This window comes from Burkholderia sp. PR2 (assembly GCF_052372875.1).
GTDB lineage: Bacteria > Pseudomonadota > Gammaproteobacteria > Burkholderiales > Burkholderiaceae > Burkholderia > Burkholderia diffusa.
The window spans coordinates 1,082,952-1,108,838 of the sequence record NZ_JBQRWH010000004.1 but is presented as its reverse complement, the minus strand read 5'-3'; the positions used below and the strand labels follow the sequence as shown (position 1 = coordinate 1,108,838).

Genomic DNA, 25,887 nt, shown 5'->3' with positions numbered 1-25,887 from the left:
CCTGCCACAAGAACGCGAGATCGCGCGCAGGAGCCGCCGGCCGCACGGCCGCTTCAGTGAAGCTGTTTGTAGATCTGCTCGGCGAGTGCGTGCGAGATACCTTCGACGCTCGCCAGTTCCTCGACGCTCGCGGCGACCACGCCGCGCAGCCCGCCGAACCGCGCGAGCAGCCGCTGCCGGCGTTTCGCGCCGATCCCTTCGAGCTCCTCGAGCCGGGAGGTCTGGCGCGCCTTCGCCCGCTTCGCGCGCATTCCGGTGATCGCAAAACGATGCGCCTCGTCGCGGATCTGCGCGACGAGCATCAGCGCGGCACTCTCCTTGCCGAGTTCGAGCGGCGCGCGGCCGTCCGCGAACACGAGCGTCTCGAGGCCGACCTTGCGCCCTTCGCCCTTCGCGACGCCGACCAGCATTGACGTGTCGAGCCCGAGTTCGGTGAACACCTGTCGCGCAATCTCGACCTGCCCCTTGCCGCCGTCGATCAGCACGATATTCGGCAGCAGGCTCGATGCCTCGGCCTTGCGCGTCGATTCGCCGTCGATGCCGGCCGCGTCGTCGGCGGCGGCCGCCTGCGCGGCCTGCTCGACCATCTTCTCGTAGCGGCGCGTCAGCACCTGCCGCATGGCCGCGTAATCGTCGCCCGGCGTGATCCCGGTGATGTTGTAGCGACGGTACTCGCCCGATTGCATCTTGTGATGGTGATATACGACGCACGACGCCTGCGTCGCCTCGCCCATCGTGTGGCTGATGTCGAAACATTCGATCCGCAGCGTGGCGAGATCGTCACCTTCGAAGCTGAGCGTCTCCGCGAGCGCGCGCGTGCGGGCCTGCTGCGAGCCCTGCTCGGACAGCAACCGTGCGAGCGCAATCTGCGCGTTCTGCTCGGCCATCGACAGCCACGCGCGCCGCTGCCCCTGCGGCTGCCGCACCAGCGAGACCTTGTGACCGGCCTGCTCGGACAGCAAGTCGAGCAGGTCGCGGCTCGCGGGCGCGTGGCTCACGACCAGCACGGGCGGCACGCGATTGCCGAGATAGTGCTGCGCGATGAACGCATCGAGCACCTCGGCCTCCACCGACGCCCCCGCGTCACGCGCGGCGGCAGCGTCTTCCTCGGGCGCCTCGGGCAATGCCGCGGCAGTTTCGTCGGCTGCGTCCGCCGCCTCGGCTTCGTCGCCGAGCCCGCCTTCGGCAAGCGTCAGCGCACTTTCGACGTGCGTCGGGAAATACGCCTTGTCGCCGAGATGCCGGCCGCCGCGCACCATCGCCAGGTTCACGCACACGCGCCCGCCCTGCGCGACGACCGCCAGGATGTCGACGTCGCTGTCGCTGCCGACCTCGATCGCCTGCTGGTGCAGCACCGTCGCGAGCGAGCTCATCTGGTTGCGCACGGCGGCCGCCTGCTCGAACTTCAGCTCGGCCGCGAACGCATGCATCTTCTGCTCGAGCTCCTTCATCACTTCCGACTGCCGACCGAGCAGAAACCGCGCGGCATTCGACACGTCGATCGCGTAGTCGTCCTCGGAAATCGCGCCGACGCACGGCGCCGTGCAGCGCCCGATCTGATGGAGCAGGCATGGCCGCGTGCGGTTGTTGAAGACCGAATCCTCGCAGGTGCGCAGCTGGAACACACGCTGCAGGATCTGGATGCTCTCGCGCACGGCCCATGCGCTCGGGAACGGCCCGAAGTACTGGTTCTGCTTGTCGACCGAGCCGCGGTAGTAAGCCATGCGCGGAAAGCGGTGCGCGGTGAGCTTCAGGTACGGATACGACTTGTCGTCGCGAAACAGGATGTTGTAGCGCGGCGTGAGCGCCTTGATCAGATTGTTCTCGAGCAGCAGCGCTTCCGCCTCCGAGCGCGTGACGGTCGTCTCGATGCGTGCGATGCGCGTGACCATCATCGCGATGCGCGGCGACAGCTGCGTCTTCGTGAAATAGCTGGATACGCGCTTCTTCAGGTCGCGCGCCTTGCCTACGTAAAGTACGGCGCCCGCCGTGTCGTAGTAGCGGTAGACGCCCGGCATGTGCGGCAACTGCGCGAGGATCTTCTTGGGTTCGAACGGGATGTCGGCGGCTTCTGGGGATGTCATTCGTGATCCGGGTGCCTTGTGGCGCGGAACGGGTCCATTAGAATCGCCAGTTTAGAGCATTCACCGGTCCGCTTCGATGCCCCGCACCACCCCCGCCTCCCCTGCGCCGCTCGCACCCGACGAACCGATCGCGTGCGACCTCTTCTGCACCGTGATCGACAACTTCGGCGACATCGGCGTGTGCTGGCGCCTCGCGCGCCAGCTCGCACACGAGCACGGCTGGCAGGTGCGCCTGTTCGTCGACGATCTGCGCACGTTCGCGCGTCTGCTGCCGGGGGTCGATCCCGATGCCGGACGACAGACGCTCGACGCCATCGTGATCGAACACTGGCATGCGGAAGCCGGCGACGCGCTGGAGATCGCCGACGTCGTGATCGAGGCGTTCGCGTGCGAGCTGCCCGGCGCGTATCTCGCGGCGATGGCGCGCCGCGCTCGCCGCCCCGTGTGGATCAATCTCGAATACCTGAGCGCCGAGGACTGGGTCGCCGATTTCCATCTGCGGCCGTCGCCCCATCCGCGGTACCCGCTGCTGAAGACGTTCTTCTTCCCGGGACTATCGGCCGGCACGGGCGGCGTGCTGAAGGAACGCGACCTCGACGCGCGCCGCACGGCCTTCGAAGCCGACACGGCAGCGCGCGCCGCCTGGTGGCGGCAGGCGACCGGCGACGCGCCGCCGGCGCCGGGTACGACCGTCGTCAGCCTCTTCGCCTATGAAAATCCGGCCGTCGATGCGCTGCTCGCGCAGTGGCGCGACGGCCCGTCGCACGTCGTCGCGCTCGTGCCTGCCGGCCGCGTATCACCGGCCGTCGAGCGTTTCTTCGGGGTCGAATCGTTCGGCGCCGGCGCGCGCGCGGCCGCCGGCAACCTGACCGCTTACGGGCTTGCGTTCGTCCCGCAGGCGGACTATGACCCGCTGCTGTGGGTGTCCGACATCAACTTCGTGCGCGGCGAGGACTCGTTCGTTCGCGCGCAATGGGCGCGCAAACCGTTCGTGTGGCACATCTACCCGCAGGCCGACGACGCGCACCTGCCGAAGCTCGACGCCGCGCTCGCGCACCTGTCGGCCGGCCTCGCCGACGCGCCGCGCGCCGCGCTCGAGCGCTTCTGGCACGCATGGAACGGCGGCGGCACGCCCGATTGGGCCGATTTGCTGCAACACCGTGCCGCGCTGGACGCCAACGCGGCATGCTGGGCCGACGCGCTGGCGGGCGTCGGCGATCTCGCCGGAAAGCTGGCGGAATACGCAAAATCTCAGTTAAAATAAGCGGTTATCCGACGGCTGACCACGCAAGCGCTCGCGTTTTGGGGCTCTTGGCACCCACCGGAACGCCCCCGCTTGCGCCGTCAGCCGTTGTGCAACGCTCAGGCACCTATTTATTTGATTGGATCAGGACAGTTTTTTATGAAGACCGCACAGGAACTCCGCGTAGGCAACGTCGTGCAGATCGGCAGCGACGCATGGGTCATCGCAAAGACGGAATACAACAAGTCGGGCCGTAACGCCGCCGTCGTCAAGATGAAGATGAAGAACCTGCTGACGAACGCAGGCCAGGAATCGGTCTACAAGGCTGACGACAAGTTCGACGTCGTCGTGCTCGACCGCAAGGAAGTGACGTACTCGTACTTCGCCGATCCGATGTACGTGTTCATGGACGCCGACTACAACCAGTACGAAGTCGAAGCGGAAATGATGGGCGAAGCGCTGAACTACCTCGAAGACGGCATGGCTTGCGAAGTCGTGTTCTACAACGAGAAGGCGATCTCGGTCGAACTGCCGACGATCCTGGTTCGCGAGATCACCTACACGGAACCGGCCGTCAAGGGCGACACGTCGTCGGGCAAGGTGCTGAAGAACGCCAAGCTCGCGACGGGCTTCGAACTGCAAGTGCCGCTGTTCTGCAGTACCGGCGACAAGATCGAAATCGATACGCGCACGAACGAATATCGCAGCCGCGCGTAATCGCTCGCGATTTCCGGATCGAACAAAGCGCCCTTCGGGGCGCTTTTTGTTTGCCTGCCGCCAACAGCACCGGTGCGTCGGCACCATCGATAATACAAAATCCAGCACTAAAGGTATTCAATTTGTATCATCGGTAACTGTTTTATAGCGACAAAGAAATAATGTACGTCAGGCGTTCAGCGGGGCATAAAATCAGTTTTTAATCTGACATGCGGCTGCGGCCGGCTCGACAGCCGACAGCCCGCCTCTCTTGACTCGACTCGCGTCCACCATGCCACACGCCCTGATTGTCGAAGACGATCCCAACAGTCTGTCCGGCCTGACCGCGCTGCTCGCCGCGGACGGCTTCTCGGTCGACACGGCCACATCGCTCGCCGAGGCACGCACGGCGCTCGGCCGCTCGATTCCCGATGTCGTCCTGGTCGACCTGAACCTGCCGGACGGCAGCGGATTTGACCTGCTCCAGCATCTGCCGCAGCAGCAGCCGAACGGTTCGCTGCCGGTGATCGTGCTGACGGGCAACGCGACGGTCGAGAGCGCGATCGAAGGCCTGCGTCACGGCATCTGGGACTACTTGCTGAAGCCGATCAACATTCCGCGCCTGCGCAGCCTGCTGGCCCGGATTCCGCGTCCCTACGAACTGATCGACGAAGTGCGAACGCTGCGCGCGTCGCTGCGCCACCTGGGCCGTTTCGGCGCGCTGGTGGGCCGCAGCGAGGCGATGCAGCACGTGTACGACATGATCGAGCACAACGCCGGCACCGAAACGGCCGTGCTGTTCACCGGCGAAGCCGGCACGGGCAAGAAGCTGACCGCGCGCACGCTGCACGAACTGAGCCGGCGCCGCAAGGGGCCGTTCGTGTCGTTCGACTGCCGCACGATCGCGCATGCCGGGCGTCACGGCGCGTCGCTCGACAGCGTGCTGTTCGGCCATGAACGCGGCGCGTTCGACGGCGCCGAGCGGCGCGAATCGGGCCTGTTCGAACAGGCCGGCGGCGGCACGCTGTTCCTCGACGAGATCACCGCACTGCCGCTCGTGCTGCAGGAGGCGCTGCTGCATGCGCTCGACTCGCAGAACTTCATGCGGATCGGCGGCACGAGCTCGATCGCGAGCGACTTCCGGCTGATCGCGGCCACGCGCCGCCCGGCCCGCGAGGCGGTCGCGAACGGCACGCTGCGCGAGGATCTGTGGCTGCGTCTCGATGCGGCGTCGATCACGATGCCGCCGCTGCGCGAGCGCGAGGGTGATGCGCTCGCCATCGCGGACGCGCTTATCGACGAACTCAACCGCGAAGCGAGCGCCACCGGTCGCAGCACGACCGACAAGCGCGCGGCACCGGGCTTCGTGCGCGAATGCCTGTCCTACGAATGGCCCGGCAACGTGCGCGAATTGCAGGAGCGCGTGCGTTTCGCCTATGACGCGTCCGGCGATTTCATCGAAACGCTGCGCGCGGGCGAAGCGAGCTTCGCGGCTGGCGCCGCGCTGAACGGCAGCAGCGTGCAGATCAAGGTCGGCACCCCGCTGTCCGACGTCGAGGACCTGTTGATCCGCGCGACGCTCGACGCGGTCGGCGGCACGCGCCATCGGGCCGCGACGCTGCTCGGCATCAGCCCCAAGACGCTGTACAACAAGTTGCAGCGGATGAAGGTCAACTGACCGCGCCGCAGTTGTTCGGGGCGCGGTCGGGAGTTGACGGTTAGTTGCGTAAGACCATGTCGCCTTGCGCCTCGCCCCGCCTCGATGGAAAAGCAAAAAGCCGCGCTTCTGCGCGGCTTTTTGCTTTCAACAACGGGAAAGACGACATCACGCCGCCCTTCTCCGCTTACACCAGCGCGCTGCTCAGCAGCGCCTGCGCCTGCAGATACTCGGGTTGCGCGATCAGCTTGTCCCACTTGAGCGGCTTGCCGCGCGCCCGCATCCGCTTGATGCGCCGCACCGACTCGGCCGACGCCTGGGCCTTCAGCCCGTTCAGCACGACCTCGGCCGCGTCCGGCTGGTTGCAGACGAGCACCATGTCGCAGCCGGCGGCGAGCGCTGCGTCAGCGGCCTGCGTGAGCGTGCCGCCTTCGCGTGCCGCCTCCATCGACAGGTCGTCGCTGAAGATCGCGCCCGTGAAGCCGAGCTGCCCGCGCAGGATGTCCTGCAGCCACACGCGCGAGAAGCCCGCGGGCCGCTTGTCGACCTGCGTGTAGATCACGTGCGCGGGGATCACCGCGGAGAGTGACAGGCCGAGCCAGTCGTACGGGGCGACGTCCTGCTTGAGGATCGCGTCGAGCGGCCGGTCGTCGGTCGGCAGTGCGACGTGCGAATCGGCTTCCGCGAAGCCGTGCCCCGGGAAATGCTTGCCGCAGTTCGCCATGCCCGCGAGCGACAAACCGTGGTTCAGGCTCTTCGCGAGCAGCGTGACGACGCGCGGGTCGCGATGGAACGCGCGATCGCCGATCACCTTCGAGTGCCCGTAGTCGAGATCGAGCACCGGCGTAAAGCTCATGTCGATCCCGCAGGCACGCAGTTCGGCGGCCAGGATGTAGCCGACGGCGGTCGCGACCTTCGTCGCGAGCAGCACGTCGCGGTCCCACAGTTCGCCGAGGCGGCGCATCGCGGGCAGCACCGTGAAGCCGTCGGTGCGGAACCGCTGCACGCGGCCGCCTTCGTGATCGACGGCGATCAGGATGTCTTCGCGCACCGCGCGGATCGAGTCGGTCAGCGCCGTCAGTTGCGCACGATTCTGGAAGTGCCGCGCGAACAGGATCACGCCGCCAGTATTCGGATGCGCGAGGCGCCGCGCATCGTCGCGCGACAGGGTCGTGCCGACGACGTCGAGCATGACCGGGCCGGGAGTCGTTTTCATCGAATCGGAATTCCGTCAGGAGGGGGTTCGGGAAACAGGTGCAGGTGCAGTGCCAGGCGCGGCGTCCGTTTCGGCGACCACGAACGACACCGCGTAGTCGCGTTCGTCGCTGACCGTCACACGCGCCGTGATGCCACGCGCGGCAAGCCAGTCGGCCAGCTCGCCCGAAGCGACTACGTACGGCTCGCCGCTACGCTGGTTGAGCGTCTGCAGCGCGCGCCACGTCATCGGCCAGTGCATGCCGAGCCCGATCGCCTTCGAGAACGCTTCCTTCGCGGAAAAGCGCGTCGCGAGAAACGCGATGCCGCGCGCCTCCGAGCGCGCACGGCGAGCCTGGAACACGCGCAGCTCGTCGGGGCCCAGCACCTTCTCGGCGAACCGGCCGCCCGTGCGCTCGAGCACGGCCGCGATGCGGCTCACCTGGACGATGTCGGTGCCGATGCCGTAGATCGCCATCTCAACGCCCGCCGTGATGCGCGGACGATGCCGGGCGGCGAGCGAAGCGCGCGCGCACGCAACGCATCGTCAGCGCGCGCCGCCGTGCAGCGCGGCGACGCGTGCGGCGACCATGATCGCCTTCATCTCGCGCACCGCGTTGTCCCAGCCTGCGAAGATCGCGTGCGCGACGATCGCGTGGCCGATGTTCAGTTCGACGATGCCGTCGATCGCGGCGATCTGCTGCACGTTCGTGTAATGCAGCCCGTGGCCGGCGTTGACCTTGAGACCCAGTTGCGCGCCGGCCTGCACGCCGGCGACGATGCGCTCGTATTCGCGCTGCTGCTCGGCCTCGTCGTGCGCATCGGCGTAGCGGCCGGTATGCAGCTCGACCACCGGCGCGCCGGCTTCGTGCGCGGCGCGGATCTGCGTCTCGTCCGGATCGATGAACAGCGACACGCGCACGCCGGCGTCGGCGAGCTGCCTGCATGCCGCACGCACGGCCTCGAAGCGGCCGGCAACGTCGAGACCGCCTTCGGTCGTCAGTTCCTCGCGCTTCTCCGGCACGAGGCACGCGTCGTGCGGACGCACTTCGCATGCGATGTCGAGCATCTCGGCCGTCACCGCGCATTCGAGGTTCATCCGCGTCTTCAGCAGAGGGCGCAGCGTGCGCACGTCGGCGTCGACGATGTGGCGGCGGTCCTCGCGCAGATGCAGCGTGATCGCGTCCGCACCGGCCTCTTCGGCGGCGAGCGCCGCGCGGATCGGATCGGGATAGGACGTGCCGCGCGCGTTGCGCAGCGTCGCGACGTGGTCGATGTTCACGCCGAGGTCGATGGCGGTGGGCGTTGTCAGGAAGAAACTCATAGGTTTTGCAGGTCGATCAGGATCTGACGCGTGGCAAGCGGCGTACCGCCGAGATAGGTGTTCAGCAGGAAGCGCATCAGCGTCTTGCTTTGCGCGACCGTCTGGGCTCGATGGTAATCGTCCTGCTCCATGTCGAGCAACGTCTGTCCGGTAATCACCGGCCAGTGCGACGGTACGTCGTCGTCCGCATTGCGCACGCCGCGCTCGGGATCGAACACGTAGCGGCGATCCGGCTCGACCGCACGGCGCGCGACCGTGCGGTTCAGCGCCATCGCATAGCCGGTCTCGCGCAGCAGCACGCGCTCGAACGAACGCAGCACCTGCACCGCAGGCTCGCCGTGCGCAAGGCGCGTGAGGGTCAGCACGTAGTGATTGAAGAGCGGCGGCTGCGGATCCTCGCGCGCGCAGAATTTCACGAGCAGCTCGTTCGCGTAGAAGCCGCACAGCAGCCCGTCGCCGCCGAGCGGGAGCATCCCGCCGACCCACTCGGCCCCCGTCAGCGTGCGTACTTCGGATTTGCCCGACCAGCACAGCAGCAGCGGCTGGAACGTCTGCAGCACGCCGCGCAGCGCGGAGTGCGGGCGCTTCGCGCCCTTCGCGACGAGCGCGAGGCGGCCGTGATCGCGCGTGAGCACGTCGATGATCAGGCTCGTTTCCCGATACGGATAGCTGTGCAGCACGAACGCCGGCTGCTCGGCGACGCGGAAATCGGACGTGCGAGACGTCGCGCGCCGCGCCTTGCGACGCGGCGGTTCGGGCGGTGCCGGCAACGGCGCGTCGTTCGCGCCGGCGGTCACCGCGTCTTCGGTCGACGTCAGCGCGTCATTCGTACCCATAGGCGCGCAGCCCCGCCTCGTTGTCGGCCCACCCGCTCTTCACCTTCACGAAGGTCTCGAGATACACGGGGCCGTCGAACAGCTTCTCCATGTCCATCCGCGCCTCGGTGCTGATCTGCTTGAGCTTCTCGCCCTTTTTGCCGATCACCATCGCCTTGTGCGAATCGCGCTCGACGAGGATCGTCGCGAAGATACGCTTCAGGCGCCCTTCCTCCTCGAACTTGTCGATCAGCACGGTGCTCGTGTAGGGCAGTTCGTCGCCGGTCCAGCGGAACACCTTCTCGCGCAGGATTTCGGCCGCAAGGAAGCGCGAACTGCGGTCGGTCAGTTCGTCCTCGCCGTAGATCGGCTCGCCTTCGGGCAGGTACGGCTTGATGGTGTCCAGCAGGCGCTTGATGTCTTCCGGCCGCTGTGCCGACAGCGGCACGAGTTCGGTGAATTCGCGCAGCCCGCTCATCTGCTGCATGAACGGGAACAACGTCGCCTTGTCGGACACACGATCGATCTTGTTCGCGATCAGCAGCGTCGGCATGCCGGGCGGGATCAGATCGAGCACCTTCTGGTCGTCGGGCCCGAAGCGGCCGGCCTCGATCACGAACAGGATCACGTCGACCGACGTGAGCGTCGACGTGACTGCGCGGTTCAGCGAGCGGTTCAGCGCGGTGCTGTGACGGGTCTGAAAGCCCGGCGTGTCGACGAACACGAATTGCGCGTCGTCGAACGTGTTGATGCCGGTGATGCGATGGCGGGTCGTTTGCGCCTTGCGCGACGTGATGCTGATCTTCTGGCCGACGAGTGCGTTCATCAACGTCGACTTGCCGACGTTCGGGCGGCCCACGATCGCGATCATGCCGCAACGGAAACCGGTAGGAGCGGGAGTGTTCATATCGTTTGGGAGACAGGTTCGGAAACGGCCGCGCGGCGCGCGGCACGATCGAGGGGCAATTCAGTGGTCGGCATCGGCCACGCGCGCCTGCGCGGCAGCGAGGCTTGCGCCACCCTGCGGCGTCTCGGTGCCGGGCGCCGCGGCGTCGCGGGCACGCGACGTTGCACGCGAAGCGGCGTCTGAACCGGCAGCGGGCTTGTCGGTGGACGCGGCCGGATCGGCCGCCTGGCCCGCCTGCTTGTCGGCTGCACGGGGTGCGGCTTCCGCGTGCTTGTCCGTCGCGCGCGAGCCGGCTTCGTTGCGATCCGACGGCTTCTCAGACGCCTTGTCGGCCGGCTTGTCGGCCATCGGCTTCGGGGGCCGGTCGGCCTTGTCCGTGGCCGTTTCCACATGCGCCGCGCGAATCGCGGCCATCGGCGCCTGCGTCGGCCGCTCGGTCGTGTGTGCGCCGGCGTCGGTCGCTGCCGACCCGGCAGCAGGCGCCTTCGCGTCGCGCGTCGTCGCACGCTCCTTTCGTTCCGGCGAACGCAGGTCGAGTGCTTCCTGCACGCCCTTCACGCCCGGCACGATTTCAGGCTCGACGTGCTTCGACCCGCGTGCGTTCTTCGAACGCTTCGGCTTCGCGGCCAGCATCGGCGCGGCCGCCAGCACCTCGTCGAGCGCCTTCTTCGCGGCAGCCTGCTCGGCCGCCCGCCGGCTCGCGCCGGAGCCTGACACCTTCACGTCGAGCTTCGGCACCGTGCACTCGACCTCGAACTGCTGATTGTGCGCCGCACCATGAGTCGCGACGACCGTATAGGTCGGTAGCGCGATCTTGTGCCCCTGCAGGTACTCCTGCAGCAGCGTCTTCGCATCCTTGCCGAGCGTGCGCGGATCGATGTGGTCGAGAATCGGGATATAGAGGCGCTTGATGACCCCTTGGGCGGCTTCGAAGCCGCCATCGAGGAATACCGCCCCGATGATGGCTTCGAACGCGTCCGCGAGGATCGACGGGCGACGGAAGCCGCCGCTGCGCAATTCGCCCTCGCCCAGCCGCAGCCCTTCCGAAATATTCAGGGCCTGAGCAATTTCGTAGAGCGACTGCTGCTTGACGAGGTTGGCGCGCACGCGCGACAGGTCGCCTTCGTCCAGCTTGCTGAAACGCTGGAACAAAAGGGCGGCCACCGCGCAATTCAGAACGGAATCGCCGAGAAACTCGAGCCGTTCATTGTGCGTGGCACTGTGACTGCGATGGGTCAAAGCCTGGCGCAATAATTCCGCATTGCGAAATTCGTAGCGCAGCCGGCTTTCCAACTGGGATAGGGGCATGTGCAGGAGTATAACGCGGGCGCCGGTCGGGCCGAAACGGCACGGCCGGACGCGAAAAGGCGTGACGAGGCGGTGTTACCGCCGGTTCTTAAAGTAGATCGGCAATACGCGACGCGGCCCGTGCGTCGCGTATTGCGTGCGAGTCGAACGCGATCAGTTGAAGGAACCGATGCGCTTCAGGTCGCCGAAGTTCATCCAGATGAAGAACGCGCGGCCGACGATGTTGTTGTCCGGCACGAAACCCCAGTAGCGGCTGTCGGCGCTGTTGTCGCGGTTGTCGCCCATCATGAAGTAGTGGCCCGGCGGCACCTTGCAGATCACGCCGCGGCTGTTGTACGTGCAGTTGTCGCGATACGGATAATCGTAGGCGCCCATCACGAACGGCGGCACGGCCGGGTTGTTGAGGATCGCGTTCTTCTTGTTGCCGATCGTTTCCTCGAACTGCTTTGCGTAGTTCTGGCGCTCGTCGTCGAAGAAATCCGGCAACGGCGTTTCGGGCACCGGCTGGCCGTTGATCGTCAGTAGCTTGTCCTGGTAAGCGACCGTGTCGCCCGGCAGGCCGATCACGCGCTTGATGTAGTCGACCGACTCGTCCTTCGGATAACGGAACACGACGACGTCGCCGCGCGACAGCGGGCTGCCCTGCGTGATCTTCGTGTTCGTGATCGGCATGCGCAGGCCGTATTCGAACTTGTTGACGAGGATGAAGTCGCCGACCAGCAGCGTCGGCACCATCGAGCCCGACGGGATCTTGAACGGCTCGACGACGAACGAACGCACGACGAATACGGCCAGGATCACCGGGAAGAAGCTCGCGGTGTACTCGAGCCACCACGGCTGACGCAGCTTTTCGTCGCGCAGCTTCGAACGCGTCTGCCCCGCGTTTTCGTCCGCGAAACGCTTGTCGATGCGCGACTGCTGGCGATCGAACTCCTCGATCGCCGCATCGGCCGCCTTGCGTCGCCGCGGCAGGAACACCAGTTTGTCCAACACCCACGCTACGCCCGTCACGACGACGAGCACAAAAAGAATCAGCGCAAAATTCATAAAAGGATCAGTCCTGTTATTTGTCTTCGACGCGCAAGATCGCGAGGAACGCTTCCTGCGGGATCTCGACCGAACCCACCTGCTTCATGCGTTTCTTACCTTCTTTCTGCTTCTCGAGCAGTTTCTTCTTTCGCGTGATGTCGCCGCCGTAGCACTTCGCGAGCACGTTCTTGCGGAGTGCCTTGATGTTCTCGCGCGCGACGATGTGCGCACCGATCGCGGCCTGGATCGCCACGTCGTACATCTGGCGCGGAATGATCTCGCGCATCTTCGCGGCCACTTCACGGCCGCGATACTGCGACTGCGAGCGGTGCACGATGATCGACAGCGCATCGACCTTGTCGCCGTTGATCAGCATGTCGACCTTCACGACGTCCGACGTGCGGTATTCCTTGAACTCGTAATCCATCGACGCATAACCGCGCGACACCGACTTCAGCCGATCGAAGAAGTCGAGCACGATTTCGGCCATCGGGATTTCGTACGTGAGCTGCACCTGGCGGCCGTGATACTGCATGTTGATCTGCGAGCCGCGCTTCTGCTCGCACAACGTGATCACGGACCCGACGTAGTCCTGCGGCATGTACAGGTTCACGGTGACGATCGGCTCGCGAACTTCGGCGATGCGGCCGGGCTCCGGCATCTTTGCCGGGTTCTCGACCATGATCGTCGAGCCGTCGCTCTGCACGACCTCGTAGACGACCGTCGGCGCGGTCGTGATGAGATCCATGTCGAATTCGCGCTCGAGCCGCTCCTGCACGATTTCCATGTGCAGCAGCCCGAGGAAGCCGCAGCGGAAACCGAAGCCGAGCGCCTGCGACACTTCCGGCTCGTACTGCAGCGATGCGTCGTTGAGCTTCAGCTTCTCGAGCGACTCGCGCAGCGCGTCGTACTGGTTCGCCTCGACCGGATAGAGGCCCGCGAACACCTGCGGCTTCACTTCCTTGAAACCCGGCAGCGGCTCGGTGGCGGCCTTGGTCACGTGCGTGACGGTATCACCGACCTTCGCGGCCGTCAGTTCCTTGATGCCGGCGATGATGAAGCCCACCTGCCCGGCCGACAGCGATTCGAGATTGCGCGACTTCGGCGTGAATACACCGACGTGCTCGACCGGATACTGCGCGCCGGTCGCCATCATCTTGATCTTGTCCTTCGGGCGCAGCGTGCCGTTGACGATGCGCACGAGCATCACGACGCCGACGTAGTTGTCGAACCACGAATCGATGATCAGCGCCTGCAGCGGCGCGGCCGGATCGCCCTTCGGCGGCGGCACCTTCGCGATCAGCGCTTCGAGCACGTCCTCGACGCCGAGCCCCGTCTTCGCGCTGCAGCGCGTCGCGTCGGTCGCGTCGATGCCGATCACGTCCTCGATCTCCTCGATCGCGTTCTCGGGGTTCGCCGCCGGCAGGTCGATCTTGTTCAGCACCGGCACGACCTCGACGCCGAGCTCGATCGCCGTGTAGCAGTTCGCGACCGTCTGCGCCTCGACGCCCTGGCTCGCGTCGACCACGAGCAGCGCACCTTCGCACGCGGACAGCGAACGGCTGACCTCGTACGAGAAGTCGACGTGCCCCGGCGTATCGATCAGGTTGAGGTTGTAGACCTTGCCGTCGCGGGCGCGATAGGACAGTGCCGCCGTCTGCGCCTTGATCGTGATGCCGCGTTCGCGCTCGATATCCATCGAATCGAGCACCTGCGCTTCCATTTCACGGTCGGCGAGGCCGCCGCATACCTGGATGATGCGATCCGCGAGCGTCGACTTGCCATGGTCGATGTGCGCGATGATCGAGAAATTGCGAATATGATCCATTCAGTGCCGATCAAGCGAAAAAGGCGCGCTCGACGACTGCGGAGCACGCCTTGTAAGTCGGTGAAAAAACGGCTTATTTTAGCCGAAAAGGCCTTTGCCGGGCGGTAATTTGGGACGTCTGGTCGAGGACGCCCGGTCAGGGCACCCTGCCGGAGGCCTTGGCGGGTAGACTCGCACCGAAACTCCGCGCAGGGCGCGGCCGGCGGCGGGGCCAGATTCAGCGCCGCGCCGTTAGCGCGCCGCGCACCCTCGCCTCGTCGAACCGGTGGCGGCACACCTCCGTGCCGTCCAGCAACAGCACCGGCACGTCCTCGTCGTAACGGGCGACGAGCGCCGGATCGGCGTCGATGTCGACGTAGTCGACGGCAACGCCGAACTCGGCCGCCACGGGCGCCAGCGCATCGCGCATGTCGTCGCACAGATGGCACCAGCCGCGGCCGTAGAGCGTGAACATCGGCGCGTTACTTCTGGATCGGGCGCGGGCGCACCGGCACGAACTGCGTGTTGTCGCCGCGCCGCACGAGCACCGCGACCGCCTTCTGCGGATCCAACTGCGCGGTCACGTCGGCGAACTGCTTCGCGCTCGTGATGTCGGTGTCGCCGACGCGCAGCACGATGTCGCCGCGCTGCAAGCCCGCACGGGCCGCCGGACCGTCGACGCCGTCGATCTGCACGCCATTCTTCAGCTTCAGCGACTTCAGCTGGTCAGCCGAAAGGTCGCTGACCGTCAAGCCGAGTGAATTGGCCTGGCGCGGCTTCTGCGGCACATTCTTGCGCTGCTCGGCCTTCGCCGTCGTCTCCGCCGGCGTCTCGGCGATCGTGATCGGCACATCACGCGCCTGACCCTTGCGCCACACGCTGACGGTCGCCTTGGTGCCCGGCTTCGTGTCGCCGACCATGCGCGGCAGATCCGACGCCGCATCGACCGGCCGGCCGTTGAACTTCAGGATGATGTCACCCGGCTGAATGCCCGCCTTGTCGGCCGGACCGCCCGGCTCGACGCTGCTGACGAGCGCGCCTTCCGCCTTCGGCAGCCCGATCGAGTCGGCCACGTCCTTCGTCACTTCGCCGATCGCCACCGCGATGCGACCGCGCGTGACCTTGCCGGTCGCCTTCAGCTGGTCTGCCACGCGCATCGCCTCGTCGATCGGGATCGCGAACGAAATGCCCATGAAACCGCCGGTGCGGCTGTAGATCTGCGAGTTGATGCCGATCACCTCGCCCTGCATGTTGATCAGCGGGCCGCCCGAGTTGCCGGGGTTCACCGCGACGTCGGTCTGGATGAACGGCAGGTAATCGCCCGTGTTGCGGCTCTTCGAACTCACGATGCCGGCCGTCACGGTGTTGTCGAGGCCGAACGGCGAGCCGATCGCGACGACCCACTCGCCGACGCGCACCTTGTTCGAATCGCCGATCGCGACGACCGGCAGATTCGACGCCTGGATCTTGACGACCGCGACGTCCGTGCGGTCGTCGACGCCGACCAGTTTCGCCTTGAATTCGCGCTTGTCGGTCAACGTCACGTAGATGGTGTCAGCGTCGTCGACGACGTGCGCGTTGGTCATCACATAGCCGTCCGCCGACACGATGAAGCCCGAACCGACGCCACGGTTCTGCTCGGTGTCGGGCGGATTGTCTGGCGCCGGCGCGTTTTTCGGGTTGCCATTGCCGTTGCCGCCACCGGGCGCCTGCGGCAGCGGAATGCCGAAGAAGCGCCGGAAGAATTCCGACATGTCGCCGTTGTCGAAGCCCGGCGGGAGCACGCCGCGCGGCCCGGGCGTCGGCACGTTCGCGGTGGTCCGGATGTTTACGACAGCCGGCCCGACCTTCTCGACCAGATCGGCGAAGTCGGGAAGGCTGGCTGCAGGAGGCGTGACAGCGGCAGCGGTATGCGAGGCAAGCGGCAGGCAGGCAAACAGCACCGCCGCCGCGAACACTTTGCGCAGCGTGAGTTTCGTCATGTCGAAAGCCGTAGCGTTACTTGGAAGCCTTGTATTCTATGGCAGACGCGAACTGCTGCAACGTGGCCGGCGGCACTTCGCCGAGCACGGTGATCCAGTAGTCGCCGCGACGCTTCACGAGCACGTGGGTCGCGCCGGTGCTGCCCGCACCTTCCTTGCGCGTGTTCTTTTCGGCCGGTTCGATGAAGACGGAGATCGTCGCGAGGCCGTCGGTGAAGACGGCCTGATCGACCGGAATCGGCGGATCACCGGCGTCGCGCGCGGCCATCGGGCGGCGCACCTCGCGAATCTTCCGGAATCCGGCGATGGTCGGTGCGATCTGCCAGCCCTGCGCTTCCATGTCGACCGTCGCGACCGGCGGGCGGACGACCGTCCAGCCGCTCAGGTTGCGCATGCCGGCCGCAATCGCGGATTTGTCGCCGGCCGTGCCGCCTGTCTGCACTTGCGAAAATGCGACCTGCTCGAGCACGTGATCGCTCGCGTCGAGCGTCTGCGAACGCAGCAGCAGCCCGGTGCGGGTGTCGGCCCACAGCTTGTACGTGAACCGGTACGCATCCTTCGGTACGAGTTCGACCACTTGCGCGTCGACTCCGGCCACACGGTCCTTGCCGAGCAGCTTCGCGTCATAAACGGACATCACGTGCTCGCCGCCCGCGCCGAGCAATGCAGGGAACGAATCGCGCGTCTGGCGGCGCTCGACCACGCACAACTTGCGCTCGGGAACGAACGTGTACAACTCGTCGTTGTGCCGCAAAACCTTGCGCGGCTTGCCGTCGAGCGATTCGATCCGCTCGAACTCGCCGTCGCGGGACGCCACATGCGCGATACGCGACGACTGGACATAGCCGCCGCGCTGGTAGACGAACGTACCCTCGTAGCTCTGCTGCTGCGCCGCCTGCTGGATGCGATCGAGCCAATCCGCCGCACCCTTGCGGGTCGCGACGGGATCGTCCGGTTGCTGGGCGCTGGCTGTGAGGGATTGGACGGACAACAGGGCGGCTGCGCAAAGCAGGAGGGCCGGCAGCCGCTTCCATCCGGAGATGGCGTGATTCAACTGCAATGTCCGCATCGGGTTTATTGGCCTGGCGTGGTGGTCACGGCAGCGCGGATCAGCGGCATCGAGCCCGTGACGACGGGCTGCTGCGCGAATTGCTGGTGCGCTTCAAGGTATTGGTCGAGACTTGCGTCGCGGATGATGTTGACGTCCTGCAGACCCGGCTGCGCCGATGCCTGCGCAACCGTCACGCGCTGCAGGTTGCCGTTCTGCGGTGCGCCTGTCGATGCGACCTGGACGGCGCCCGGCGCGCCGGCCGTCTGCATCTGCGGGACGACGATCCACGTCAGCGTGGCGGCCGCGGCGGCCACCGCGAACGCGGGCACGACTCGCCGGCGCAGCGACAGCAGTTTGCGCGCGACCGGCGCGGCGGCCGGCGCGAGCAGGTGCGGCTCGCTTTCGAGCGCGGCCGACATGCGCGCGGTGAACGCAACGCTCAGCGCGGGCGACAGCGCGAGCTCGTCCGAGCGCAGCGCATCGCCGATCAGGTGGTAATGGGCCCACGCAGCGCGATCCGCGCGGTCGAGCTCAGCCAGAAACTGCCCGTGATCCGGGCCGTCGAACAGTTCACCGTCGACCAGAGCGGAAAGGCGCTCGCCGCGCGAGCACGCCTGCGACTGCGTATTGACCGACCCCATGATGCTCCCCATCTTGCACACACCCCGTCGTGACTTCACGACTCTATCCGTAACTAGACCCCGACCCGCTTCGTTGCGCCCGTCGCGCTTACCAGCGCTTGCCTTCGGGCGTATCGAGCAGCGGACGCAATTTCGCAGCAATTGCCTCGCGCGCCCGGAAGATCCGCGACCGGACCGTCCCGATCGGACAATCCATCATTTCCGCGATCTCTTCGTAGCTCAGGCCCTCGATCTCGCGCAGCGTGATCGCCTGGCGCAGTTCTTCGGGCAGGACGGCCATTGCAGCGTTGACCGTCTCGGCAATCTGCTTGCTCATCAACATCGACTCAGGCGTGTTGATATCCCTTAGTTGGTCTGCGTCGGAGAAAGTTTCCGCTTCCTCGGCATCGGCCTCGGTGGAGGTCGGTGCCCGGCGGCCCTGCGTCGCAAGGTAGTTCTTCGCCGTATTGACGGCAATCCGGTACAACCACGTGTAGAACGCCGACTCGCCGCGAAATTGCGGCAGCGCACGATACGCCTTGATGAACGCGTCCTGGGCCACATCCTCGACCTCGGCGGGATCCCGCACGAGGCGCGAGATCAGCCGAATGATCTTGCGGTGGTATTTGGAGACCAGGAGTTCGAACGCTGCCTTGTCGCCTTTCTGTACGCGCTCGACCAGAGCCTGATCGATTTCTTTTTCACTCACCTGACAAATCCGTTAACTAGGGATGCAACGCGGAGCGTTATTGTAGCGTTCCGGCGCCGGGCGCTGGTTACGGTCGGTAACTGCGCCACCGTCATGCCCGCCCCGCCGTGCCCGCGGTACGCGCCAGCACGGACAGCGCGCTGAACGACGCGGCATCGAGCGCATCGGCCGGGATCAGCAGCGGCCGGGCGCGCCGGGCGCCCTGCCCGACCGACAGCACGAGCAGCAGGCTGCTCCAGTGTGCATGGCCGGTCACGCGGCCCCGGGCCAGCAAGCGCCCGGTGCGGCCAAACGCCGCAATCTCCCCGAATGCATCGATCCGCAGCTCGGCCGGCAGCCGACGGGCACAGGCCCGCGCGGCACACACGGCAAGCAGCGCAGCCGTCGCCGCGGACACGCACGCGCCGGCTGCAGCACCGGCCCGCGGCGCCCAGAACAGGTACGCGGACGCGGCAGCCGCCGCGACGAACACGGCCAGCACGACATACGACACGGCCGAGGCCCGCAACGCAAAGCGCTGCGGACGCCCGGCCGGAGCATCGAATGGACTCGTCAAGCGATTCGGCGTCAGACGCGCTTGAACACCAGCGTGCCGTTGGTACCGCCGAAGCCGAAGTTGTTCTTCACGGCAACGTCGATCTTCATGTCACGCGCGGTATTCGCGCAGTAATCGAGATCGCACTCGGGGTCCTGGTTGAAGATGTTGATGGTCGGCGGCGACACGTTGTTGTGCAGCGCCAGCACCGTGAACACCGACTCGAGACCGCCCGCGCCACCAAGCAGGTGGCCCGTCATCGACTTCGTCGAGTTCACGACGAGCTTGTACGCATGCTCGCCGAAGGCTGCCTTCACCGCGTCGGACTCGTTCTTGTCGCCGAGCGGCGTCGACGTGCCGTGCGCGTTCAGGTACTGAACCTCGTCCGCGTTCACGCCGGCGTCGCGCAGTGCCGCAACCATGCAGCGGCGCGGACCGTCCATGTTCGGCGCGGTCATGTGGTACGCATCGCCAGTCATGCCGAAGCCCGAGACTTCCGCATAGATCTTCGCGCCGCGCGCCTTCGCCGCCTCGTATTCCTCGAGCACCATGACGCCTGCACCCTCGCCCAGCACGAAGCCGTCGCGGTCCTTGTCCCACGGACGGGACGCAGTGGCCGGATCGTCATTGCGGGTCGACAGCGCACGCGCGGCCGCGAAGCCGCCGATGCCGAGCGGCGACACCGTCGATTCGGCGCCGCCCGCGACCATCACGTCGGCATCGCCGGCCTGGATCAGGCGCGCCGCGAGGCCGATGCTGTGCAGACCGGTCGTGCAGGCCGTCACGACCGCGAGGTTCGGGCCCTTCAGGCCGAACATGATGCTCAGGTGACCCGAGATCATGTTGATGATCGAACCCGGCACGAAGAACGGCGAGATCCGGCGCGCGCCGCGATCGACGTAGGTCTGGTGCGTGTCTTCGATCATCGGCAGGCCGCCGATGCCGGAGCCGACCAGCACGCCGATGCGTTCCGCATTGGCTTCGTTCACTTCGAGGCCGCTGTCCCGGATTGCCTGGACGCCGGCTGCGATGCCGTAATGGATGAACGTATCCATGTTGCGGGCTTCCTTCGCCGGAATGTACTCCTCGGCGCTGAAACCCTTCACCTCACCCGCGAAATGCACGGCAAGGTTCGACGGATCGAACTTCGTGACGGTGGCGATGCCGGACCTGCCGGCGACGAGATTGGCCCAGCCGTCGGCAACATTATTGCCAACAGGCGAAATCAGCCCCAGGCCTGTAACGACAACACGACGGCGGCTCACGGTAACCTCTTTTCCATTGGATGACAAAAACAAAAGCCACAGTGGCCACAGGAACCAGCCCTGCGAGCCCTGTGGCTGTTAGTCCGTCCGGCGCGGTTGCCGGCAGGATGGCGCGTCAAACGCGAAGATCGCGGCGACGTGGCAGACAAGCGCGAAAGGCGCTTACGCCTTGACGTTTGCGCGAGCGTAGTCGATCGCTTGCTGAACGGTCGTGATCTTCTCTGCTTCTTCGTCCGGGATTTCCATGCCGAACTCGTCTTCGAGCGCCATCACCAGTTCGACCGTGTCGAGCGAGTCCGCGCCCAGGTCGTTCACGAACGATGCTTCGTTCTTGATCTCGGCTTCTGCGACGCCCAGTTGCTCAGCGACGATCTTCTTGACACGTTGTTCGATGTTATCCATTACCCCTCCGAGGGAAAGTTCAGATTTACAAGTGCGCGCATTTTATCAGGTTTGCTGACGCCAAAACGCGCGTTGGCTTGATGGTCGATCAAGCGCCTATCCGCCTGAAAAACGGGATACGGCGCGGATGGTAAACGAAAACCGTTACGACATGTACATGCCGCCGTTCACGTGCAGCGTCGTGCCGGTGATGTAACCGGCCTGCGGCGATGCGAGGAACGCGACGGCATGGGCGATGTCTTCCGGGCTGCCGAGGCGGCCGAGCGGAATCTGGGTCTTGAGCGCGGTCTGCTGTTCTTCCGGCAGCGTCTTCGTCATGTCGGTGTCGATGAAGCCCGGCGCGACGCAGTTCACCGTGATGCCGCGGCTGCCGATCTCGCGCGCGAGCGCACGGGTCATGCCCGCGACGCCGGCCTTCGCGGCAGCATAGTTGACCTGCCCCGGGTTGCCGGCCGAACCGACCACCGACGTGATGTTGATGATACGGCCGCCGCGAGCCTTCATCATCGGGCGCAGCACTGCACGCGACAGGCGGAACACCGACTTCAGGTTGGTGTCGATCACCGCGTCCCAGTCCTCGTCCTTCATCCGCATCGCGAGCTGGTCCTGCGTGATCCCGGCGTTGTTGACGAGCACGTGGAGCGCGCCGAATTCCTTCACGGTCGCGTCGATCAGCGCTTCGGCCGCCGCCGCGTCGTTGACGTTCAGCACCGCGCCGCGGCCCGTCACGCCCGCTTCCGCGAACCCTGCGGTAATCGCGGCGGCGCCCGATTCGCTCGTCGCCGTGCCGATCACCGTCGCGCCCAGGCGCGCGAGTTCGAGCGCGATCGCCCGGCCGATGCCGCGAGACGCGCCGGTCACGATCGCGACCTGTTTATCGAGAGTCTTTTCCATGAATCGAATATCCGTCTCTTGAGGAAAGGCGCCGCGTCAGGCGGTCGCCAGCTTCAGTGCTTCGTCGAGCGAAGCCGGATCGAACACCGATGCGCCGACCAGGTTGCCGTCGATGCGCTTCGTCAGGCCCGACAGCACCTTGCCCGGACCGCATTCGATCACGTGCGTGACGCCCGTGCCCGCGATGTGCTGCACGCATTCGACCCAGCGCACCGGGCCCGCGGCCTGGCGCACCAGCGCGTCCTTGATCGCGGCCGGATCGCTGGCCACCGCGACGTCGATGTTGTTGACGACCGGAATCTGCGGCGCCTTCACGTCGACGTTCGCGAGATAGTCGCGCAACTGGTCCGACGCCGGCTTGAGCAGCGACGAATGGAACGGCGCCGACACGGGCAGCGGCAACGCGCGCTTCGCGCCCTTCGCCTTCGCGATCTCGCAGGCCTTCTCGACGGCCGCCTTCGCGCCCGCGATCACGACCTGCGCCGGAGCGTTGAAGTTCACGGCTTCGACGACGCCCGCTTGCGCGGCTTCGACACACACCGCGCGCACCGTGTCGTCATCGAGACCCAGGATCGCGGCCATGCCGCCCTCGCCGACCGGCACGGCCGTCTGCATCGCCTGCGCCCGGAAGCGCACGAGCGGCACCGCGTCCTTGAACGCGATCGCGCCCGCGGCGACGAGCGCCGTGTATTCGCCGAGGCTGTGGCCCGCGACGATCGACGGGGCCGGGCCGCCGGCCTGCTGCCATGCGCGGTAGCACGCGTAGGCGGCCGTCAGCATCACGGGCTGCGTGTTGGTGGTCAGATTCAGTTCTTCGGCCGGACCTTCGGCGATCAGCTTGCCGAGATCCTGATTGAGTGCATCGGATGCTTCCTGAAGCGTCTCGCGCACGACGGCCAGATCGGCGAATGCGTTGAGCATGCCGACCGACTGCGAGCCCTGCCCCGGAAAAACGAATGCAAATTTCATATCGTCCCCAATTGAATCGATTCGGACGGCGCGCGCGAACGGCGCGCCGGTTCGGGATCCGCGCGCAGCCATTGCGCGCCGCGGATCAGTAGCGGAAGACGGATGCGCCCCACGTGAAGCCACCGCCGACGCCTTCGATCAGCACGTGCTGACCGCGCTGGATGCGGCCGTCGCGCACCGCGGTGTCGAGCGCCAGCGGGATCGACGCAGCCGACGTGTTGCCGTGCTGGTCGACCGTCACGACCATGCGCTCCTGCGGCAGGCCGAGCTTGCGGCAGGTGCTGGTCATGATGCGGATGTTGGCCTGGTGCGGAATCAGCCAGTCGATCTGCTCCGGCGCGAGATTCGCCTTGGCGAGCGCCTCGATCGCGACCTTTTCGAGCACGTTGACCGCGAGCTTGAACACGGCCTGCCCGTCCATGTACAGGAACGCGCTGCCGTCGATCACGCCGCGATTGACGTTGCCCGGTGTGCAGAGGATGTTCGAATAACTGCCATCCGCGTGCAGCGCGCTGCCGAGCACGCCCGGCTCTTCCGATGCGGACAGGATCACCGCGCCCGCGCCGTCGCCGAACAGCACGCAGGTCGTCCGGTCCTTGAAATCGAGAATGCGCGAGAACGTCTCCGCGCCGACGATGAGCGCCGTGCGGTGCTGGCCACTGCGGATGAAGCTGTCTGCCGTCGCCATCGCATAGGCGAAGCCGGAGCACACGGCCTGCACATCGAATGCCGCGCCGCCGTTCTTGATGCCGAGCTTGTTCTGCAGCAGGCACGCCGTGCTGGGAAACACGAAATCGGGGGTCGAAGTCGCGACGATGATCAGGTCGATCGACTGCGGATCGATACCGGCCATTTCGATCGCACGACGCGACGCCTCGAGCGCGAGGTCGCTCGTCGTGACGTCCGGTGCGGCGAAGTGACGCGCATGGATGCCCGTGCGCGCAACGATCCACTCATCGCTCGTCTCGATGCCTTCCTTCGCGAGTCGATCGGCGAGCTGCTGGTTCGTGACGCGGTCGGGCGGCAGATAGCTGCCCGTGCCGAGCACGCGGGAATAGAGAGTCGATTGGGCCATTTATGCTTTAGAGGATTGCGCAGCGGAAGGTTCGGCGTGATGGCCTGCGGCCGGGCTCGTCTGGCCCGCGCCGCCCGCGTCGTGTTCGCCGTCGCCGAGCGACACCGAATTGTCCGCCATCGCGCGCGCGAGGCGCTCCAGCACGCCGTTTTTGACGGCATCATACCCGCGTTTGATCGCCCACTCAAACGCATAGGCATCGGCCGAACCGTGGCTTTTGATCACGAGGCTCTTCAGCCCCAGCAGCGCCGCGCCGTTGTACTGGCGGTGATCGACGCGCTTCTTGAAACGCATCAGCACCGGCAGCGCAAGCAGCGCCATCAGCTTCGACATCAGCGAACGGCCGAACTCCTCGCGGATGATGTCGGAGAGCATCTGCGCGAGCCCTTCGGACGTCTTCAGCGCGACGTTGCCGACGAAGCCGTCGCAGACGATCACGTCGACCGTGCCTTTATAGATGTCGTTGCCTTCGACGTTGCCGCGGAAATTCAGCGTGCTGGCGCGCAGCAGTTCCCCTGCGCGCTTGATCGTCTCGTTGCCCTTGATGACCTCTTCGCCGATGTTCAACAGGCCGATCGTCGGACGCTCCTTGCCTTCGAGCGCGGCAACGAGCGCGTGCCCCATCTCCGCGAACTGCAGCAGGTGCTGCGGCTCGCAGTCGACGTTCGCGCCGAGGTCCAGCATCATCGTGTAGCCGGTCGGGTTCGGCAGCGCGAACGCGATCGCGGGCCGCTCGATGCCGGGCAGCGTCTTGAGCACGTAACGGGAAACGGCCATCAGCGCACCGGTATTGCCGGCGGAGATACAGGCCTGGGCCGCGCCGTCCTTGACGTGGTTGAGCGCGACACGCATCGAAGAATCCTTCTTCTTGCGCAGCGCCACTTCGACAGGGTCGTCCATCGCCACGACTTCGGTGGCGGGCACGATGGTCAGCGCGGGATCGTCGAGGGCTTTCAGCTTTTTCAGCTGAGCGCGGATCGCGCTTTCGATGCCGACGAGCATCAGGTGCGCATCGGGATGCGCGCGGACGAACTTGACTGCCGCGGGAACGGTCACGGACGGGCCGTGGTCGCCTCCCATGCAATCGATTGTGAGCTTTACGGTCATGGAATGCGACGAATTTCAGGCACAAAAAAGCGGCAGTTGAATGCCGCCTTTTTGTTGAGCCAGGAAAGTGTCAAGCGAACCAGTTGTCACGCGAACGGCGAACGTAGCGCGCAACGCGTGACTTGACGCTTAGTCGTTCTTCGTCTTGACGACTTTCTTGCCGCGATAGTAGCCGTTCGGGCTGACGTGGTGACGCAGATGCACTTCACCCGTGCTCGGCTCGACTGCCAGCGGCGCTGCCGTCAGGAAATCGTGCGAACGATGCATGCCGCGCTTCGACGGCGACTTCTTGTTTTGCTGGACTGCCATGACTAACTCCTAAATAATTTTCCGGATTCTAACACAGCCCGATCCGGCGCTTAACTACCCTGGCCCAAAGCCCTTACGCCTTCCCGCGCCACAACTGCTTAGTGTTTCTTGCCGCCGTCCCCGTCCTTCTTCAGCGCTTCCAGCGCCGCGAACGGATTCGGCCGTTTGCCTTCGTCCTCGTCTTCGGCGGACTCGTCGTCCGCGTCTTCCGAAGGACCGCTCGCACCCGACACGAGGCTTTCGTGAACTGCCGGGCAAACCTCGTGCTTGGGCACGAGCGGCAACGAAAGCAGCAACTCCTCTTCGATCAAGTCGACGAGATCGAACTGGCGTGAGCCCACGATCACATCGGCTTCATCGTCGTCGAGCGGAAATTCTTCAGCTTCTTCTTCGGTCGCAACGACCCGGTACGTCATGTCGACGTCGAACGTCTGGTCGTACGGGGTCATGCAGCGCTGGCACGTGAGCCACGCATGGCCATGCACCGCGAGGCGCAGATACGGCTGCTGCCCATCGGCGCCGTCGTCCTGCAACTCTTTCTGGGTGAACCCTTCGGCCTGCCACGTGAAGACCGTGTCGCGATCGGGCGCGTCCGCCGGCACTTCGTTCAGCATGCGCGGCAGCTGCGACAGACGCACGGCACCCGCTGCTTGCCGCCCGCTGCGGGCCAATTCGAACAGGTCGACCGCGTGCGGATCAAGCGACGCCGCAGGTTTGCCAGAAGAAGTGTTCATGTTGCGCTCCTGCCTACAGGCTGACTTGCGGGACCCGACTTGCTGGCGCCACATATTTGGCGCCGCACACGTGCGCGATCTACGCCGCGTACGATTACGTACTTTACGTCCGACGACCCGGCAGGCGCCACCACAGCGAAAGCCTGCCGATGAAAAGCGGGAAAGCATACC

General features: G+C 65.8%; 26 protein-coding genes. 3 read left to right on the top strand and 23 right to left on the bottom strand.

Translation table 11 applies throughout. The annotated features are described in order from the left end of the window. Positions 1–53: 53 nt before the first annotated feature. Positions 54–2,084 carry an excinuclease ABC subunit UvrC gene (gene uvrC / locus ACT2FV_RS22435; protein ID WP_151048377.1) on the bottom strand — a complete coding sequence of 677 codons (2,031 nt, stop codon included), beginning with the start codon at positions 2,082–2,084 and terminating at the stop codon, positions 54–56. Positions 2,085–2,160: 76 nt separating this feature from the next. Here uvrC and earP point away from each other — a divergent pair, with 76 nt between their 5' ends. The 3 genes from earP to ACT2FV_RS22420 all read left to right on the top strand — a co-directional run bounded on the left by earP (position 2,161) and on the right by ACT2FV_RS22420 (position 5,701). Next, positions 2,161–3,348: an elongation factor P maturation arginine rhamnosyltransferase EarP gene (gene earP, locus ACT2FV_RS22430; RefSeq protein ID WP_444504819.1), complete on the top strand. Its 1,188-nt coding sequence runs from the start codon at positions 2,161–2,163 to the stop codon at positions 3,346–3,348. A 138-nt stretch (positions 3,349–3,486) separates the two neighbouring features. Further along, a complete protein-coding gene (gene efp / locus ACT2FV_RS22425; protein WP_059607070.1) occupies positions 3,487–4,044 on the top strand; it encodes an elongation factor P in 558 nt (185 codons plus the stop codon). 271 nt (positions 4,045–4,315) lie between these two features. Beyond that, positions 4,316–5,701, top strand: a complete 1,386-nt coding sequence (locus ACT2FV_RS22420) for a sigma-54-dependent transcriptional regulator (protein ID WP_124623316.1) — start codon at positions 4,316–4,318, stop codon at positions 5,699–5,701. Between the two features lie 166 nt (positions 5,702–5,867). Here ACT2FV_RS22420 and nagZ read toward each other — a convergent pair whose 3' ends face one another. The 22 genes from nagZ to ACT2FV_RS22310 form a co-directional block, all read right to left on the bottom strand. Then, positions 5,868–6,896: a beta-N-acetylhexosaminidase gene (nagZ, locus tag ACT2FV_RS22415; protein WP_444504818.1), complete on the bottom strand. Its 1,029-nt coding sequence runs from the start codon at positions 6,894–6,896 to the stop codon at positions 5,868–5,870. Positions 6,897–6,911: 15 nt separating this feature from the next. Next, the gene (gene acpS, locus ACT2FV_RS22410; RefSeq protein WP_124902108.1) at positions 6,912–7,352 is read right to left on the bottom strand and encodes a holo-ACP synthase; all 441 of its coding nucleotides are present in this window, start codon (positions 7,350–7,352) and stop codon (positions 6,912–6,914) included. 69 nt (positions 7,353–7,421) lie between these two features. Beyond that, positions 7,422–8,198, bottom strand: a complete 777-nt coding sequence (gene pdxJ, locus ACT2FV_RS22405) for a pyridoxine 5'-phosphate synthase (protein WP_059607063.1) — start codon at positions 8,196–8,198, stop codon at positions 7,422–7,424. After that, complete coding sequence (gene recO / locus ACT2FV_RS22400) at positions 8,195–9,034, bottom strand: DNA repair protein RecO (protein ID WP_444504817.1); 840 nt, start codon at positions 9,032–9,034, stop codon at positions 8,195–8,197. Before recO ends, pdxJ begins: the two co-directional genes overlap by 4 nt. Then, on the bottom strand, positions 9,021–9,920 hold the full coding sequence (gene era, locus ACT2FV_RS22395) for a GTPase Era (protein WP_059607060.1): 900 nt from the start codon (positions 9,918–9,920) through the stop codon (positions 9,021–9,023). Before era ends, recO begins: the two co-directional genes overlap by 14 nt. A 60-nt stretch (positions 9,921–9,980) precedes the next feature. Next, the gene (gene rnc / locus ACT2FV_RS22390; RefSeq protein WP_151048374.1) at positions 9,981–11,228 is read right to left on the bottom strand and encodes a ribonuclease III; all 1,248 of its coding nucleotides are present in this window, start codon (positions 11,226–11,228) and stop codon (positions 9,981–9,983) included. A gap of 153 nt (positions 11,229–11,381) precedes the next feature. Beyond that, positions 11,382–12,275, bottom strand: a complete 894-nt coding sequence (lepB, locus tag ACT2FV_RS22385; protein WP_444504816.1) for a signal peptidase I — start codon at positions 12,273–12,275, stop codon at positions 11,382–11,384. A gap of 16 nt (positions 12,276–12,291) precedes the next feature. Further along, a complete protein-coding gene (gene lepA, locus ACT2FV_RS22380) occupies positions 12,292–14,085 on the bottom strand; it encodes a translation elongation factor 4 (protein ID WP_059607053.1) in 1,794 nt (597 codons plus the stop codon). Positions 14,086–14,302: 217 nt separating this feature from the next. Continuing rightward, entirely contained in the window at positions 14,303–14,539 is a 237-nt protein-coding gene (locus tag ACT2FV_RS22375) for a glutaredoxin family protein (protein ID WP_174906976.1), read from the bottom strand. 7 nt (positions 14,540–14,546) lie between these two features. Then, complete coding sequence (locus tag ACT2FV_RS22370; RefSeq protein WP_226113944.1) at positions 14,547–16,046, bottom strand: DegQ family serine endoprotease; 1,500 nt, start codon at positions 16,044–16,046, stop codon at positions 14,547–14,549. Between the two features lie 16 nt (positions 16,047–16,062). Beyond that, entirely contained in the window at positions 16,063–17,115 is a 1,053-nt protein-coding gene (locus tag ACT2FV_RS22365) for a MucB/RseB C-terminal domain-containing protein (protein ID WP_059607047.1), read from the bottom strand. 5 nt (positions 17,116–17,120) lie between these two features. Beyond that, positions 17,121–17,738: a sigma-E factor negative regulatory protein gene (locus ACT2FV_RS22360; RefSeq protein ID WP_059523722.1), complete on the bottom strand. Its 618-nt coding sequence runs from the start codon at positions 17,736–17,738 to the stop codon at positions 17,121–17,123. An 88-nt stretch (positions 17,739–17,826) separates the two neighbouring features. Beyond that, positions 17,827–18,426, bottom strand: coding sequence for an RNA polymerase sigma factor RpoE (gene rpoE, locus ACT2FV_RS22355; RefSeq protein WP_006752490.1), 600 nt, complete (start codon positions 18,424–18,426; stop codon positions 17,827–17,829). 91 nt (positions 18,427–18,517) lie between these two features. Then, on the bottom strand, positions 18,518–18,982 hold the full coding sequence (locus tag ACT2FV_RS22350; RefSeq protein ID WP_124623327.1) for a protein YgfX: 465 nt from the start codon (positions 18,980–18,982) through the stop codon (positions 18,518–18,520). 11 nt (positions 18,983–18,993) lie between these two features. After that, a complete protein-coding gene (fabF, locus tag ACT2FV_RS22345; RefSeq protein ID WP_059607043.1) occupies positions 18,994–20,226 on the bottom strand; it encodes a beta-ketoacyl-ACP synthase II in 1,233 nt (410 codons plus the stop codon). Between the two features lie 162 nt (positions 20,227–20,388). After that, positions 20,389–20,628: an acyl carrier protein gene (acpP, locus tag ACT2FV_RS22340; protein ID WP_004197638.1), complete on the bottom strand. Its 240-nt coding sequence runs from the start codon at positions 20,626–20,628 to the stop codon at positions 20,389–20,391. A gap of 144 nt (positions 20,629–20,772) precedes the next feature. Beyond that, positions 20,773–21,522, bottom strand: coding sequence for a 3-oxoacyl-ACP reductase FabG (gene fabG / locus ACT2FV_RS22335; RefSeq protein ID WP_059607041.1), 750 nt, complete (start codon positions 21,520–21,522; stop codon positions 20,773–20,775). Positions 21,523–21,558: 36 nt separating this feature from the next. Continuing rightward, positions 21,559–22,491: an ACP S-malonyltransferase gene (gene fabD, locus ACT2FV_RS22330; protein ID WP_444504815.1), complete on the bottom strand. Its 933-nt coding sequence runs from the start codon at positions 22,489–22,491 to the stop codon at positions 21,559–21,561. An 85-nt stretch (positions 22,492–22,576) separates the two neighbouring features. Next, a complete protein-coding gene (locus ACT2FV_RS22325; protein ID WP_059607037.1) occupies positions 22,577–23,566 on the bottom strand; it encodes a beta-ketoacyl-ACP synthase III in 990 nt (329 codons plus the stop codon). After that, on the bottom strand, positions 23,567–24,673 hold the full coding sequence (gene plsX, locus ACT2FV_RS22320; protein WP_059607035.1) for a phosphate acyltransferase PlsX: 1,107 nt from the start codon (positions 24,671–24,673) through the stop codon (positions 23,567–23,569). Between the two features lie 129 nt (positions 24,674–24,802). Further along, positions 24,803–24,982: a 50S ribosomal protein L32 gene (rpmF, locus tag ACT2FV_RS22315; RefSeq protein ID WP_006051932.1), complete on the bottom strand. Its 180-nt coding sequence runs from the start codon at positions 24,980–24,982 to the stop codon at positions 24,803–24,805. A 98-nt stretch (positions 24,983–25,080) separates the two neighbouring features. Next, positions 25,081–25,716 carry a YceD family protein gene (locus tag ACT2FV_RS22310; RefSeq protein WP_444505441.1) on the bottom strand — a complete coding sequence of 212 codons (636 nt, stop codon included), beginning with the start codon at positions 25,714–25,716 and terminating at the stop codon, positions 25,081–25,083. Positions 25,717–25,887: the final 171 nt, after the last annotated feature.